This is a genomic window from Pseudomonas sp. NPDC089392 (genome assembly GCF_044749595.1).
In the GTDB taxonomy this organism is placed as follows: domain Bacteria; phylum Pseudomonadota; class Gammaproteobacteria; order Pseudomonadales; family Pseudomonadaceae; genus Aquipseudomonas.
This window is the reverse complement of sequence record NZ_JBIVIF010000008.1, coordinates 60,200-75,092: the sequence shown is the minus strand read 5'-3', so window position 1 is coordinate 75,092 and position 14,893 is coordinate 60,200. Positions and strand designations below refer to the sequence as shown.

Annotated in this window: 12 protein-coding genes; 9 read left to right on the top strand and 3 right to left on the bottom strand. The window is 62.7% G+C overall.

What is annotated here, in order from left to right:
- Positions 1–9: 9 nt before the first annotated feature.
- A complete protein-coding gene (locus ACIP1G_RS10210) occupies positions 10–897 on the bottom strand; it encodes a phytanoyl-CoA dioxygenase family protein (protein WP_400736145.1) in 888 nt (295 codons plus the stop codon).
- Positions 898–1,147: 250 nt separating this feature from the next.
- On the opposite strand from ACIP1G_RS10210, the gene ACIP1G_RS10205 reads away from it, so the two are divergent.
- From ACIP1G_RS10205 to ACIP1G_RS10165, 9 genes are all read left to right on the top strand, one after another.
- Positions 1,148–1,729, top strand: a complete 582-nt coding sequence (locus ACIP1G_RS10205; RefSeq protein ID WP_010953715.1) for a TetR/AcrR family transcriptional regulator — start codon at positions 1,148–1,150, stop codon at positions 1,727–1,729.
- Positions 1,730–2,260: 531 nt separating this feature from the next.
- The gene (locus tag ACIP1G_RS10200; protein ID WP_400736142.1) at positions 2,261–3,787 is read left to right on the top strand and encodes a flavin-containing monooxygenase; all 1,527 of its coding nucleotides are present in this window, start codon (positions 2,261–2,263) and stop codon (positions 3,785–3,787) included.
- Positions 3,784–4,659 (top strand): alpha/beta fold hydrolase, encoded by an 876-nt coding sequence (locus ACIP1G_RS10195; RefSeq protein ID WP_400736139.1) that lies wholly within the window; start codon positions 3,784–3,786, stop codon positions 4,657–4,659. Before ACIP1G_RS10200 ends, ACIP1G_RS10195 begins: the two co-directional genes overlap by 4 nt.
- A 218-nt stretch (positions 4,660–4,877) precedes the next feature.
- Complete coding sequence (locus ACIP1G_RS10190; RefSeq protein WP_400736137.1) at positions 4,878–6,035, top strand: iron-containing alcohol dehydrogenase; 1,158 nt, start codon at positions 4,878–4,880, stop codon at positions 6,033–6,035.
- 12 nt (positions 6,036–6,047) lie between these two features.
- Positions 6,048–7,379: an APC family permease gene (locus tag ACIP1G_RS10185; RefSeq protein ID WP_400736134.1), complete on the top strand. Its 1,332-nt coding sequence runs from the start codon at positions 6,048–6,050 to the stop codon at positions 7,377–7,379.
- Positions 7,380–7,459: 80 nt separating this feature from the next.
- On the top strand, positions 7,460–8,884 hold the full coding sequence (locus tag ACIP1G_RS10180) for a gamma-aminobutyraldehyde dehydrogenase (protein ID WP_400736132.1): 1,425 nt from the start codon (positions 7,460–7,462) through the stop codon (positions 8,882–8,884).
- Between the two features lie 37 nt (positions 8,885–8,921).
- Entirely contained in the window at positions 8,922–10,175 is a 1,254-nt protein-coding gene (locus ACIP1G_RS10175) for a diaminobutyrate--2-oxoglutarate transaminase (RefSeq protein ID WP_400736129.1), read from the top strand.
- Between the two features lie 97 nt (positions 10,176–10,272).
- Positions 10,273–11,640, top strand: a complete 1,368-nt coding sequence (locus tag ACIP1G_RS10170; RefSeq protein WP_400736126.1) for an aspartate aminotransferase family protein — start codon at positions 10,273–10,275, stop codon at positions 11,638–11,640.
- Positions 11,641–11,708: 68 nt separating this feature from the next.
- Positions 11,709–12,617 (top strand): NAD(P)-dependent oxidoreductase, encoded by a 909-nt coding sequence (locus ACIP1G_RS10165; protein ID WP_400736124.1) that lies wholly within the window; start codon positions 11,709–11,711, stop codon positions 12,615–12,617.
- 261 nt (positions 12,618–12,878) lie between these two features.
- Here the strand turns inward: ACIP1G_RS10165 and ACIP1G_RS10160 are convergent, their stop codons facing one another.
- Together ACIP1G_RS10160 and ACIP1G_RS10155 are read right to left on the bottom strand one after the other, a co-directional pair.
- Positions 12,879–14,537 (bottom strand): cation acetate symporter, encoded by a 1,659-nt coding sequence (locus ACIP1G_RS10160; protein WP_400736121.1) that lies wholly within the window; start codon positions 14,535–14,537, stop codon positions 12,879–12,881.
- Positions 14,534–14,857 carry a DUF485 domain-containing protein gene (locus tag ACIP1G_RS10155; protein ID WP_400736118.1) on the bottom strand — a complete coding sequence of 108 codons (324 nt, stop codon included), beginning with the start codon at positions 14,855–14,857 and terminating at the stop codon, positions 14,534–14,536. Before ACIP1G_RS10155 ends, ACIP1G_RS10160 begins: the two co-directional genes overlap by 4 nt.
- Positions 14,858–14,893 lie beyond the last annotated feature (36 nt).

The window sequence follows — 14,893 nt, the reverse complement described above, 5'->3', positions numbered from 1 at the left end:
CCAGAATTGTCAGAAGCCTTTACCCGGCTCGGAGAAAGCCGGCATGCCCAGGAGTTCTTGCGGGTCGCGCATCTGGCCATCGATTTCCACCCACCCCAGCAGCGTCGAACTGGCACTCCAGCCCAGCAGGCGTTGCATTTCGCTCGGGAGCTGGCGAACACGTTCGACGGGAATGGACAGGAAGTGATTCTCTTCAAGGCGCAGGAAGGCCAGGTCGTAGGCCATCGTCAGGCCAGTACGAGGAGATGCCGTCGCGTTGGCGCCACCACCGTGATACACCGACCCGATCCACAGCAGCGCGGAACCAGCCTTCATTTGTGCAGCGACGGTTTCTTCCTGGGTCGGCATTCGTTCGTCATCCCATTGATGGCTACCGGGGATGACGCGCGTCGCACCGTTTTCCTCGGTGAAATCTGAAATGGCCAGCATCATTTGCAGCCTGGCCTCACGCCCATACTGCGGGTGCCGCCAGAGCGACGTGGCATCGTCACGGTGCAAGGGCTGGAGGCCTTGGCCCGGGCCAATCTGGATCGCCTGGGTGATGCTCAGTTGAATATCAGGCGCCATCTCGATGCGGTCGCTGCCCACCCAGACATGGGTAGGGGTTTGCAGGATCTGCCTGGCCGCGCCAAGGAACAGCGGGTGCAATGCCACCTCCACGGCGGTGTCGCTGCGCCCGATGATGCGGGCCACACGGCGGGTCTGGGTGCCTGCGAAGTAAGGATCGACACCACAAGGCGTGGCCTTCAGGTAGCTGTCCAGCTCTTCGGTAAGGGACTTCAGCGTTGCCGGCGAAACAAGGTCGGCAATGATGACGCCTCCGTCACGCCGGATGATGTCCACCACCTGCTCGATCGAGGCATCGCTGCTGACTGTGGAGAGCGCTCGTGTATCCATCTGCTTTCTACCTGTCTGGTTTTGTCATTGTTCTGTCCACCGAGGCCGGGCGACATGGGTGGTGAACTCATCATTACCGAACATGGTCACTTGATCAAGTCGTTTGATTTGAATTTTCCGTACTCTTCCGTGCCCATACGGAATGGGATTGCATCGACTCATGGATTGAGGCTTGACCTTGCGCTAGCATTCGTCACCGTCAACGCCGGACCAAGGGGCCGGCGGCAATACCGAAAAGGGAGAACGCTCAATGGCTCGGATTGGTGCTGAAGAGCGCAGGCAGGACTTTATCGAGGCCACCGTGAAGGTGATCGCGGAACATGGGGTGGCCAACGCCACAACCCGGCGAATCGCTGCGGCAGCAGATTCGCCGCTGGCATCGTTGCACTATGTCTTCCACACCAAGGACGAGCTGTTCTATGCGGTCTACGAGTCCTTGATCAACATGCCGCAACAATCGTTGCAACACGTGCCGACAGGCGCCACGGCGGCGGAATCGGTGGGGGAAATGTTGCGCCAGCTGGTCAACTGGTTCACCGCCCACCCGGAAATGGCCACCACGCAGTTCGAACTGTTTTGCTGGAACCTGCGCAACAATCCGGAGATGGCGACCAAGATCTATGCCGTTTCCCTCGAAGCGGCCCAACAGGCCATCGTGAAGGTCACCGACGGCGCACTGGACCAGGCAGCACTGACCACTATCAGCCGCTTGCTGATCAATCTGTTCGATGGCCTGATGCTCGCCTGGTCCGCCCACGGCGACCGTGCACGCCTGGAGGCCGAGACCGAGACCGCCTGCCAGGCAGTCAAGTTGCTGGTGGCCAGTTACTGAGGCCCTTGGTACGCGCGCCAATACCTCAGGAATAATTGGCCAGAAGCAGATGTGGGAGCGGGCTTGCCCCGCGAAGCGCCGCGCGGGCGGCGCTCGATCTCATAGCCGCTGAAAATGTGTTGCCGAGCACTTGGTGGCCTTTACTCGATCTCCCGACATGCTCCTAGCCCATCACCTTTAAAATCTTATGGGGAAATAGAATCTGAATGGCCGAAGCGCCAATCAGGGCTGCCATGCGCATGCCTTGAGAGATGTAGCGCCTATGAGATCGAGCGCCGCCCGCGCGGCGCTTCGCGGGGCAAGCCCGCTCCCACATCTGTTTCGGGCGAGTAAAGCCTGCGCCATTGGCGCGCGAGCGCCTTGAATGTCCGACGTCGGGTCGAGGCAATCGCTGGCAACAGGTACAAATCATCCTGAAATAGCAGTGGCGTGGTGCATTTTGCACCTTGCTCCACCCTTCCTGCGACTTTATTCTGAGTCAAATGATCAAGTCAAAAGATCAGTCTCTATAACACAACAATAGGAGGCGACATGTCCTCTCACACTGCTCTTCCGGTTGAGCCGCTCGATGTTCTGATCATGGGAGCCGGTGTGTCTGGCATCGGCGCGGCGGCCTACCTGCGACGCAATCAACCGAACAAGACCTTTGCCATTCTCGAGTCCCGCGAGCGCATGGGGGGTACCTGGGACCTGTTCCGATACCCCGGCATCCGCTCCGACTCGGACCTCTACACCTTCGGTTTCGACTTCAAGCCCTGGACCAAGGCCAAGTCCCTGGCGGATGCCGCGGATATTCTCGAGTACCTGGGCGAAGCCATCGACGAGCATGAGCTGGCCCCCTTCATTCAGTACCAGCAGAAAGTCATCTCGGCCAACTGGCAAAGCGACAAGGGCTTGTGGGCGGTGCGTATCGAGGATGGCCATACGACGCAGATCCGCACGGTCGAATGCCGCTGGTTGTTCAGTGCAGGCGGTTACTATCGCTATGACAGGGGCTTCAGCCCCCGCTTCGAGGGCAGCGAACAGTTCAAGGGCCAGATCATCCACCCGCAACACTGGCCGGAAGACCTCGACTACACCGGCAAGCGCGTCGTCGTCATTGGCAGTGGCGCAACTGCGGTAACCCTGATCCCGGCCATGGCCGACAAAGTCGCCAGCATCACCATGCTGCAGCGCACGCCGTCCTACATCATCAACCAGCCCGCCAACGATGGGGTTGCAGCGTTCCTGCGCAAGGTCCTGCCCGCGCAAACCGCCTACTCCCTGACTCGCTGGAAGAACGCCAAGATCACCCTGGCCTTCTGGGGCTTCTGCCAGCGCTTCCCCAAGCTTTCGAAAAAACTGCTGCTGTGGCTTACCCGCAAGGAGTTGCCGAAAGACTACCCGGTCGACGAGCATTTCAACCCGCCCTACAACCCTTGGGATCAGCGCCTGTGTTCGGTGCCCGAAGGCGATTTGTTCAAAGCCATCAGCGCGGGCAAAGCCGACATCGTCACCGATCATATCGAGCGGTTCACCGAGCACGGTGTATTGCTCAAATCAGGCAAGATGCTCAAGGCCGACATCATCGTCACCGCCACAGGGCTGAACGTACAGCTGTTCGGTGGCATCACCCTGCACAAGGACGGCAAACCGGTCGTGCTCAGCGAGACCCTGGCCTACAAAGGCATGATGCTCTCCGGCGTCCCCAATTTCGCGTTCGCGGTGGGCTACACCAACTCGTCCTGGACCTTGAAAGTCTGCCTGCTGTGCGACCACTTCTGCCGCTTGCTGGGCTTGATGGAGCGCGAAGGCTACAACGTTTGCGAGCCCAAGGCGCCGGAAGGCATCGAAACCCGCCCCTTGCTCGACTTTGGTGCCGGCTACGTGCAGCGCGCGTTGGCCAGCATGCCGCGCCAGGGCCCGCGAGAACCCTGGGTGATGTCGATGGATTACTTCCGCGACGTCAAACTGCTGCGCCGTGGCACGGTGGCAGACAAGTGCCTGAAGTTCACCGCAGTACCCAATGCGCCCTTGCACGCCAACGTCCAGTTGCAGCAGCAAGGTAGCCGCCGATGAGCACCGATCGCTTCTGCGAACTGCCGGGCGAGCGCAGGCTCTGCTATCGCAGCCATGGCCACGAAACCGCCCCGGCAGTCCTGCTCATCGTCGGCCTCGGGCTGCAACTGACCTACTGGCCGCAAGCGCTCATCGACGGCCTGGTCGAGCAAGGCTTGCGGGTCATCACGTTGGACAACCGTGACGCGGGCCGCTCGTTCTTCACGGATGTGGCGCCCCCCACGACCCTGCAGCAGTTCCTGCGCAAGCGCACGCCCGGCTATGACCTGGGTGACATGGCCAACGACGTGATCGGACTCATGGACGCCTTGCAACTGGAAACGGCACATGTGGTGGGGATGTCGATGGGCGGCATGATCGCCCAGACTCTCGCCGCGCGTTACCCCGAACGCGTCAGCACCCTGACCTCGATCTTCTCCACCACAGGTTCGCTGCGCGTCGGCCAGCCGGCGCTCAAAGCGCTGCTCCAGCTGCTGCGCCGCCCACCGCGCAACCAGCATGAAAGCGTACGCGACTACGTGGACATCATGGGGCTGATCGGTTCGCGGCTGGAGTGGAACGAGCCGGCCTTGCGTGACTACGCCACGCAGGCCTGGCCGCGAGGTGGCGGCGAGGCCAGCAACCTCGGCACCGCCAGGCAGATCGGCGCGATCATCAACTCCGGTGACCGTACCCAGGAGTTGCAGCGGATTCGTTGCCCCACGCTGGTCATTCATGGCGACAAAGACCTCATGGTCGCCACCAACGGCGGGTTTGCCACGGCGTCGGCGATTCGCGGCGCCAACCTGGTGCTGCTGCCCGGGATGGGGCATGACTTGCCGACGTGCCTATCGGGCACGCTGCTGTCCCTGCTGACGGGGCACATGCGATAGCACAGATTTTCTTTTAGGGGCCCGTCGCTTGGTCGCCCCTCTTTTTATTCCGCTGGAGCCTTTTAGCAACAGGTTTACGCAAGACCCAAAACAACAACATTCCGGCCTGTGCGTATCCGCCAGGCCCACATCACACGCCCGAGCCGTTAAACACGGCCAGGCGCGGATGCTCCTCCACTGCCCTTTCGACAATCACAACAATCGAGCAAGAGGTACGTATGGAATTCAAGTTTTTACTCCCCAGCAAAATCGTGATGGAACCCGGCCTGCGCGAGCGCACCGGTGAACACCTGCGGCAACTCGGCCTGGCCCGCGTGTTGATCGTGACCGATGCCGGGGTCAAGGCAGCAGGCCTGCTGGACAGCGTCTACGCCAGCCTGGACAAGGCCGGCATCGCCTTCGCGGAAGTGGCGGACATCAAGGCCAACCCGCGCAGTGAAGACATCAATCACACCGCGCAGCGCTATCGGGGCACGGGTATCGACGGCCTGCTGGCCGTGGGCGGCGGCAGCGCGATGGATGCGGCCAAGGCCATCAGCCTGCTGCTCACCCACGACGGCCGTATCGAGGACTACGAAGGGTCGTTCACGCTCACCCAGGCCATCCCGCCTATCGTCGCCATCCCTACCACGGCCGGCACCGGCAGCGAAGTGACCTGCTTCGCGGTGATCACCGACACCGCCCGCCACTTCAAGATGAACGTGCTGGACTACCGCATCGGCCCGGTCCTGGCGCTGCTCGATTCCCACATCACCGACACACTGCCGCCATCGATTGCTGCCGCCACCGGCATGGATGCCCTGACCCATGCCATCGAAGCCTACACCTGCCGAGTGGCGAACCCGATCAGCGACGGCCTGGCGCTGCATGCCATCCGCCTGATCAGCCAGCACCTCAAGGCGGCCGTGCAGGAGCCCGACAACCAGGCGGCCCGGGAGCAGATGCTGGTGGCCAGCCTGATTGCCGGCATGGCCTTCGGCAACGCCGACGTCGGCAGCGTGCATTGCATTTCCGAAGCCATCGGCGGTATGTACGACACGCCCCATGGCGTGGGTAACGCGATCTTCCTGCCCTTCGTGTTCGGCCACAACCGTGATGCCGATATCGTCCGCCATGCCCAGGTGGCCTATGCGCTGGGGATCGACCCCACGCTGTCGCCGGTCGACGCCGCCGAGGCCGCCGTCGGCCATCTGTTCCAGATGAGCAAGGACCTGGGCATCCCCAGCTTCGCCGAAGTCAAGGGTGTGCGCGAGGAAGACTTCCCGACCATTGCAGAAAAGTCCAAGCAGAACTTCTCGGACGCCAGCAATGCCAAGGCGATGTCCGTAGAGGCCTACCACGACATCATCACCACCGCTTACCACTTCGTCGCGTAAGAGGGCACCGCCATGAGTCAGTCAACCCCCGGCGCCTCGTTGAGGCGCACCCTGGGCCCGTTTTCCGTGCTGCTGTTCGGCCTGGCCTTTCTGGCCCCGCTGATCGTCTTCGGCACCTACGGCGTGATCACCCAGGCCAGCGGCAACACCACGGCCATGGCCTACCTGGTCGCAGCCACCGGCGTTGTGTTCACGGCCTTGAGCTATGGCCGACTGGTCAGGGTGTTCCCGGTGACAGGTTCGGCCTACACCTACACCCGCAAGATGCTCAATGCCAACCTCGGCTTCATGGTGGGCTGGGCAGCCCTGCTCGACTACTTCTTCATCCCGATGCTGATCTGGCTGCTCGGTGCCAGCTACCTCAACATGGCATTTCCAGAAGTGCCCCAGTGGGTGTGGATCACTGGCTTCATCGTCTCCACCTCGCTGCTCAATGTGCTCGGCATTCAGGTCGCCAACCGCTTCAACGTACTGTTGATGGTGGTGCAACTGGTCATCATCGTCGTGTTCATAGGGCTGTGCGTGCACTACATCATGGCGGCCAACGGCCCTGGCGGGCTGCTGTCGGCCAAGCCGTTCTTCAATCAGGACGTGCCCTTCGCCACCAGCATGGCCGGCGCCGCCATTGCTGCGTACTCGTTCCTGGGCTTTGACGCGCTGTCCACGCTGAGCGAGGAAACCCGCGACCCTGGCCGCACGCTGCCGCGCGCCATCCTGCTGGTTGCGTTGATCGGCGGTTCAGTCTACGTCGGCTCCTCGTACTTCATGTACCTGGCGCACCCTTCCCCCACGTTCGAGCTTGTGGACGGGGCGGCCTTCGAGATTGCCCGGATGATCGGCGGCGACCTGTTCTTCGCCGTGGTCCTGGCCGGGATCATCGTCGCCCACTTCGCTGCGGGGATGTCATTCCAGGCCAGCGTGGGCCGGCTGCTCTACGCCCTTGGCCGGGACAACCAGCTGCCCCGGCGCTTGTTCGGCGCGCTGCACCCTCGCTACAAGACCCCGGCCTTCAACATCCTGCTGTGCGGTGTTTTCGGCACCGCCGGGTTTGGCCTGACGATCGCAACCGCGACTTCCCTGGTCAACTTCGGCGCCTTTCTCGCCTTCACCGCCGTCAACCTGTGCGCGTTGCGCCTTACCTTCGATGCGCGCGTCAAGGATGGCGCCGGGCTGTTGCGCGGGGTGCTCTTCCCGCTCATCGGCCTGGTCACGGCCGGGTGGATGCTGGTCAGCCTGGATAAAGACGCCCTGATCATGGGCAGTTGCTGGCTCGGCCTTGGGCTGATCTACCTCGCCTGCCGGACCAGCCTGTTCCGCAACCCGGTCCCCGACGCCCTGGTTTAGCGCCCCGCCTTTCCATCGAACGCTCTGACGACAATCCCAAGGCAGGCCACAGGCCTTGCCGTTCAAAGACGAGAATCGACATGCAAACAAAGCTCCTGATCAATGGCGCCCTGGTGGCCGGCGAAGGCGACGACCTAGCCGTGTACAACCCGTCCCTGGGCAGCGTCCTGGTACACACCAACGAGGCCAGCCGCGCCCAGGTGCATGCCGCGGTGCAAAGCGCGGATGCGGCCTTCGAAGCCTGGTCGCAAACACCGCCCAAGGACCGTGCGGCACTGCTACTCACCCTCGCCGACCGCATCGACGCACAGGCCGCGGCGTTCGCACGCCTGGAGGCGGACAACTGCGGCAAACCGTTCACGGCCGTGCTGCAGGACGAACTGCCCGCCGTCTCGGACGTGTTCCGCTTCTTCGCGGGCGCCGTTCGCTGCCTGCAAGGCTCGGCAGCCGGCGAGTACATCCCGGGGCACACCTCGATGATCCGCCGCGACGCGGTCGGTGTCGTCGCCTCCATCGCGCCGTGGAACTACCCGCTGCTGATGGCGGCGTGGAAGCTCGGCCCGGCCTTGGCCGGCGGCAACACCGTGGTCCTGAAGCCCTCCGAGCACACCCCGATGAGCACCTTGAAGCTGGGGGAGCTGCTCGCCGATATCTTCCCCGCAGGCGTGGTCAACATCGTCCATGGGCGCGGCGCCACGGTGGGTGAGCCGCTGACCAGTCATGCGCTGGTGCGCATGGTGTCGCTGACCGGTTCGGTACGTACCGGAAGCCGCATCATCGAAGGCACGGCCGACAGCGTGAAACGCATGCATATGGAGCTGGGGGGCAAAGCCCCCGTGCTGATCTTCGACGATGCCGACATCGACGCCGCCGTCGAGGGCATTCGCGCCTTCGGCTTCTACAACGCCGGCCAGGACTGTACTGCCGCGTGTCGCCTCTATGTGCAGAAGGCGGTCTATCCGGAGTTCGTTCGCAAGCTTGGCGAGGCCGTGTCCAGCATCAAATGCGGGTTGCAGGATGACCCGGCAACCGAAATGGGCCCGCTGATCACCCAAGAGCATCTGCAGCGTGTCGAGGGCTTCGTGAACCGGGCCAGGGAGCTGCCTCATATAGAGGTCGTGACAGGCGGCAAGCGCGCAGCAAGTGCCGGGTTCTTCTTCGAGCCCACGGTCCTGGCCGGCACCCGGCAGGAAGACGAGGTGGTGTGCCGTGAAATCTTCGGCCCGGTGGTAACGGTCTCGCCCTTCGAGGATGAGGCCCAGGTGCTGGCCTGGGCCAATGAATCGGACTACGGCCTGGCCTCTTCGGTGTGGACCGCCGACGTGGGGCGGGCACATCGCCTGGCCGCCCGCCTGCAGTACGGCTGCACCTGGGTCAACACGCACTTCATGCTGGTGAGCGAGATGCCCCATGGCGGCGTGAAGATGTCGGGGTACGGCAAGGACCTGTCCATGTACGGCCTGGAAGACTACACCGTGGTCCGCCACGTGATGTTCAAGCACTGACCGCCCCACGACACCCCATCATTGCAAGAGGTTATGCATGAACAACATCGAAACGTTCGATAGGCTCGAGTCCAACGTGCGGATGTACTGCCGCGACTTGCCGCTGGTGTTCGATACCGCTCAGGGCAGCAAGATCCGCGGCGAAGATGGCCGCGAGTACCTGGACTTCTTCGCCGGCGCCGGCGCCCTGAACTATGGCCACAACGACCCGCGCATGCGCGATGCGTTGATCGCCTACCTGTCGACCAACGGCGTGACCCATGCCCTCGACCTGCACACCACCACCAAGCGCCAGTTCCTGGAGTCGATCGAGCGTGACCTGTTCAAGCCACGCGGCTGGGACTACAAGGTACAGTTCACCGGCCCGACCGGCGCCGACGCCGTCGAGGCAGCATTGAAGCTGGCGCGCAAGGCGACGGGGCGCACCAAGGTCGTCTCCTTCTACGGGGCTTACCACGGCATGACGGCCGGCGCGCTGGCCGTCACCGGCAACCGCACCCGCCGAGGCCCCGGGCTGTCCAACGACGTGGTGTTCGTGCCGTACGAAAACAGCCCTTACGGTGAGTTCGACAGCATCGGCTTCCTCGAGCGCATGGCCAACGACCAGGGCAGCGGATCGGAACTGCCAGCTGCAGTGATCGTGGAGTCGGTGCAGATCCAGGCCGGTGTCTACCCGGCCTCCAACCTGTGGTTGCAGCGTTTGCGCCAATGGACCCGCGATCACGGGGTGGTGCTCATCTGCGACGAGATCCAGGCTGGCTGTGGCCGCACGGGCGACTTCTTCGGTTTCGAGCGCTCCGGGATCGTGCCGGACCTGATCACCTGCGCGAAATCCATCGGCGGCTTCGGCCTGCCGATGGCGATCGTGTTGATCCGCGCCGGGCTGGATGTGTGGCAGCCGGGCGATCACATCGGCACGTTCCGTGGCAACCAGCTGGCCTTCCTGACCGCGCAGATCGCGCTCGGCTATTGGCGCGACGAGCAGTTCCTGAAGCTGCTGACCGACAACAGCGCGGCCATGACACGAGCGGTTGCCGGTTTCGCAGAGATTCCGGGCGTCGCCTCCGCTCGCTCGCGCGGCATGATCGCCGGCATCGATTTCGGCCGCGGCAACGTGGCCTTGGCCAAGGATGCCCAGCAGCGCGTGCTGCAAGCGGGCGTGCTGGTCGACCGCTGTGGCCCTAACGGCGAAATCATCAAGCTGATGCCACCGGTGAACACCCCGACCGACCAACTGGAAGAAGGCCTGAAAGCCTTTAGTGAATCGGTCGCGGCAGCGCTGCGCCAGTAAATGCATGGGCCTGCTGTGCGGCCTGTATCGATGCAGGTGCCGCACGCAGGCCCATCGCATGCAGTCGACAACCCATCCGTGGTAGGAAATCACGCCAATGAGCAACGTCACTTCAACCGTTCAGAATGACCTGGCTTCATTCATTCATCCCAATACCAACCTTGCGCTGCACCAGGAAGTCGGGCCACTCGTGATCGCCAGAGGTGAGGGCGTGCGGGTCTTCGACGAGCAAGGCAATGCCTACATCGAAGCCATGTCAGGCCTGTGGAGCGCGGCATTGGGCTTCAGTGAACAGCGCCTGGTCGATGCTGCCGTCGAGCAGTTCAAGCAACTGCCCTACTACCACAGCTTCAGCCACAAGACCAATGCGCCGGCGGCGGCGCTCGCCGCCAAGCTGGCCGAACTTGCGCCTGGCGATCTGAACCATGTGTTCTTCACCAACTCAGGTTCCGAGGCCAATGATTCGGTGGTGAAAATGGTGTGGTACGTGAACAACGCACTGGGCCGGCTTGCCAAAAAGAAATTCATCTCTCGACAACAGGCCTATCACGGCGCCACCGTCGCCGCAGCAAGCCTGACCGGCATCCCATCGATGCACTGTGACTTCGATTTGCCAGCCATCCCGGTTCATCACCTGACCTGCCCGAACTTCTACCGATTTGCTCGGCCAGGAGAATCGCAAGAGGCCTTTACGGTCCGTCTGGCGAACGAACTGGAACGCTACATCCTTGCCGAAGGGCCGGAAACCATCGCTGCCTTCATCGGCGAGCCGGTGATCGCGGCAGGCGGCGTGATCCCCCCTCCCACAGGCTACTGGGCGGCGATCCAGGCGGTGTGCAAACGCTACGACATCCTCGTGGTGATCGACGAAATCATCACCGGCTTTGGCAGGCTGGGTACGATGTTCGGCTCTCAGTTGTACGGCATCCAGCCCGACATCATGGTGCTCTCCAAGCAGCTCACCTCCTCCTACCAGCCGCTGGCGGCCGTGGTGGTGTCCGATTCCATCAATGATCTGCTGGTGACCCAGAGCCAGCGCCTGGGGGCATTCGCCCATGGTCTGACCTGCACGGGCCACCCCGTTGCCACCGCGGTTGCGCTGGAAAACATCCGCATCATCGAGGAGCGCGACCTGATTGGCCATGTCCAGCGCCTGGCCCCCGCGTTCCAGCGCCGGCTACGCGCGTTCGAAGACCACCCGTTGGTCGGCAACGTCCGAGGCGTCGGGCTGATAGGCGGGATCGAACTGGTTGCCGACAAGGCCACCCGCCAACCGTTCGCCCGGCCAGGGACGTTGGGCGGCTACGTGTTCAAACAGGCTCACAAGCATGGGCTGATCATTCGCGCCATCTACGACACGATCGCCTTCTGTCCTCCGTTGATTACCACCCAGGACGATATCGAGGCGATCTTCAGCGCCTTCGAACGGACGCTGGCTGACGCGACGGACTGGGCGCGCTCATAGCACCTGCTGTGAGCAACGGCTGCATCTGATGGCAACTCACGTAAAACAACAATCATGAGGGTTTGACCGTGCGTGTACACAGTGATGAAAGCTTCGAATTCGACGTTTCCGTGATCGGGCTCGGTGCCATGGGAACCATCATGGCCCAAGCGTTACTCAAGCAAGGCAAGCGCGTCGCTATCTGGAACCGATCACCCGGCAAGGCCGCAGCACTCGTCGCCGCTGGCGCTCACCTGTGCGACAGCGTCAAAGCCGCGCTGAGCGCAAGCCCGGCCACGATCTTCGTGCTCCTGGACAACAACGCGACCCACGAGGTCCTCGGGATGCCGGGTGTGGCGCGTGCACTCGCGCATCGTACGATCGTCGATTACACGACCAACGCCCAAGACGAAGGCCTGGCGCTTCAGGGCCTGGTCAATCAGGCGGGCGGCCATTACGTCAAAGGGATGATCGTGGCCTACCCCCGCAACGTCGGCCACCGCGAAAGCCACAGCATTCATACCGGCGATCGTGAAGCCTTCGAGCAGCATCGGGCGCTGCTTGAGGGGCTCGCCGGCCATACGGTGTTCCTTCCCTGGGACGAAGCATTGGCCTTTGCGACCGTCCTTCACGCGCATGCGTTTGCCGCGATGGTGACTTTCTTCGAGGCCGTGGGTGCCGGCGATCGTTTTGGCCTGCCTGTTTCGAAGACGGCAAGGCTCCTGCTCGACACATCACGTTTTTTCGTCGCTGACGCACTTGAGGAAGCCGTACACCGGCTCGAAACGCAAGATTTCGAGGGCGACCAGGCGAGGCTCGATGTGCATGCGGACGCCTTCGCGCACATTGCCCAATCCCTGCACGCACAAGGCGTCTGGGCCCCGGTCTTCGATGCGGTGTGCCAGGTCGTGCAGCGTGCGGCCGCAATGGGCTACGGCGACCAGGACATCGCAGCCACGACCAAGTCATTCGCCCGCGAGCAAGCGCCAGGGCAATAACCGTGCTTTCTCGGATTGAACCCGAAGACAACAACTAAAAAAAACGCTGGAGGATCCTATGCACCGGTTTGGTTTTCTACTTGCCGTGTTGACGCTGGCCATTTTCCTGAGTGCCCTTCTTGCCCCTCGGCCGTCCCTCGTCAACCGGGGGACGGCGCAGCACATGGGGCATCCGATTACCAGCATCGGGGAGATTTTCAGAGGTTACTAGCGAGGTATCACACGGCCGCTGGCACTCCTCCGCTTGCGGCCGCGGGTAACTCAATGATCGACGGCACCGCTGGCACCAAGGCCGGTCTGGCCACGGACGAACTGGTCGGCGAAGGCCGCCCTTTCGGCCTTGGCCCGCGCAGTGCGGTCCATCCGGGAAACTACATACGCCACCAAAAACGCCAGCGGCATGGAGAACAGCGCAGGCTGGGTATAGGGGAACAGCGGTTCGGCAAAGTGCAACACATCCACCCACACCAGCTTGGAAAACACCACGAAGCCCATGGCACTGAGCAACCCGACGTAGCCAGCGGCCAATGCGCCGCGGGTGGTCAGCCCCGACCAGAACATCGACAGGAACAGCACCGGGAAGTTGGCCGAAGCGGCAATACCAAAGGCCAGCGCAACCATGAAAGCCACGTTGATATTTTCGAACAGGATGCCCAAGGCCATGGCCACCAACCCAAGGCTCAGGGTAGCCAACTTGGTCACCCGCAGCTCCTGCGCCTCGCTGGCCGCGCCTTTCATGATCACCCGCGCATACAGGTCATGGGCGATGGCGGACGCCCCGGCCAGGGCCAGGCCTGAAACCACAGCCAGGATGGTGGCGAAGGTCACTGCAGACAAGAAACCCAGCAGCAGGTTGCCGCCGACTGCCTGGGCCAGGTGCATGACTACCATATTGCCCCCGCCCAGCAGCTTGCCACCCACCTCACCGCCCTCGAAGAACTGCGGCTGCTGACTGACGATCACGATCGACGCCAGGCCCAGCAGGAAAATGACATTGAAGAAGTAGCCGATGAACCCGGTGGCATAGAGCACCGACTTGCGCGCCTCCCGGGCATCGCTGACGGTGAAGAAGCGCATCAGGATATGCGGCAGCCCGGCGGTGCCGAATACCAGCCCCAGGCTCAGCGACAGCGCGGTCAACGGGTCGGCCAGCAGGCTGCCGGGCGCCAGCAGGCGTTCGCCCAGGGCATGGGTGTCCATGGCCTTGCTCACCAGCGCGTCATAGCTGAAGTCGAACTCGCGCATCGCCAGGAACAGCACCAGCGAGCCGCCGACCAGCAGCAGGAACGCCTTGATGATCTGCACCCAGGTAGTCGCCACCATGCCGCCGAAGGTCACATACAGCATCATCAGCGCACCGACGATGACCACCGCGATGTGGTAGTCCAGGCCGAACAGCAACCTGATCAACTGCCCGGCCCCGACCATCTGCGCCACCAGGTAGAAACACACCACAGTCAGCGAGCCGATGGCGGCCATGGTGCGCACCTTGCCTTGCTCGAGGCGGTACGAGGTGATATCGGCAAAGGTGAAGCGGCCCAGGTTGCGCAGCCGCTCGGTCATCAACAGCAGCAACACCGGCCAGCCCGCGAAGAAAGCGATGAGGTAGATGTAGCCATCCATACCGGAGGTGTAGATGAGCGCGGTGATCCCCAACAGCGTCGAGGCGGACATGTAGTCACCGGCCAGCGCCAGGCCGTTCTGCCAGCCCTGGATGCCGCCACCCGCGCTGTAGAAGTCCGCCGTCGAGCGTGTGCGACGCGCCGCCCACCAGGTGATGCACAAGGTGAAAAGCACGAACACCATGAACATGCCGATGGCATGCAGGTTGAGCGGCTGACGCTGACCAGCGTCGAGCGAAGGCGAAGCCAGCAGCAGGCCCGAGTGCAGCAGCAGGGCCAGAGGCACGAGTTTTTTCATGCGCCCTGCTCCTCTTCCAGCCCGCTGAGCAGCGCCTGGGTCAGGCTATCGAACTCGCCATTGGCCCGGTACACGTAGAACGCCGACAACGCACAGAAGAACACGAACAGGAAGGCGCCGGCAGCCACGCCCACGGTCATGTTCGACCCTTGGGCCAGGCGCCTGGCAATCAGTTCGGGCCAAAACGATACCAACTCGATGTAGCCATAGAACGTGGCCAGAATCAGCACGAACAGGCTCAGGGTGAAACGGTTTCTGCGCGCCACCAGTTGCTGGAACCGGGCATTGGCGCGAACACGCGCGTATAACAGGCTGGACATGGGACACCTCGGTCAAAGTCGTTGTTGTTATGGGTG